The sequence below is a fragment of the Vibrio sp. 2134-1 genome (assembly GCF_033339495.1).
The window spans coordinates 1-617 of record NZ_JAWOUS010000619.1; the positions used below are offsets into that span (position 1 = coordinate 1).

The window sequence follows — 617 nt, forward strand, 5'->3', positions numbered from 1 at the left end:
GGTCGACGTATTTTAGGTTGGAAGTATCGACGCTTGGTGAGGTGTTATCGTCGTCATCGTTGCAGCCAGCCAAACCAATAACACTTGCAATCACTGCGGTGGCGATAGCGGTTTTCGTAAAGTTCATAATCTTGATTCCTTAGGCAGGAAGCGCATCACTTCCTGCCACTGAGTTAATCTATCTGCTTATTCTTTAAACACGAATTACATAAAACGTTACTGAGCTTGAAGCGCTTCTTGCTTGTCACCCGTCATGACGAAGTGAAGCTCGCCGCCCGCTTTGATTTCGCTGTGTTTGAAGGTGAAGTTGGCATCCAGCGGTTTGCCGTTGATGGTTACGGACTTCACGTACTTGTTGTGTGGGCTGTTGTTGTCCGCGATGACTGTGAACTCGCCGCCTTCCACTGGAATGGTGATTTCATCAAACATAGGGCGACCGATGGTGTAGACCGGATCCGCAGGCGTCACTTGGTAGAAGCCCATTGCCGACATCAAGTACCAAGAGCTCATCTGACCTACGTCTTCGTTACCAATCAAACCAGTTGGTTCGCTGGTGTACATCTCTGACATGATGCGGTCTAGGTACTCTTGCGCTTTCCATGGCTCATCCGTTAGCG

At 49.3% G+C, this 617-nt stretch carries 1 protein-coding gene; it reads right to left on the reverse strand.

Going from position 1 to position 617, the window contains the following annotated elements; translation table 11 throughout:
• Positions 1 to 216: 216 nt before the first annotated feature.
• Positions 217 to 617: glycoside hydrolase domain-containing protein (locus R7R78_RS27575; RefSeq protein ID WP_225474790.1), on the reverse strand; the 401-nt coding region annotated here is incomplete at its 5' end.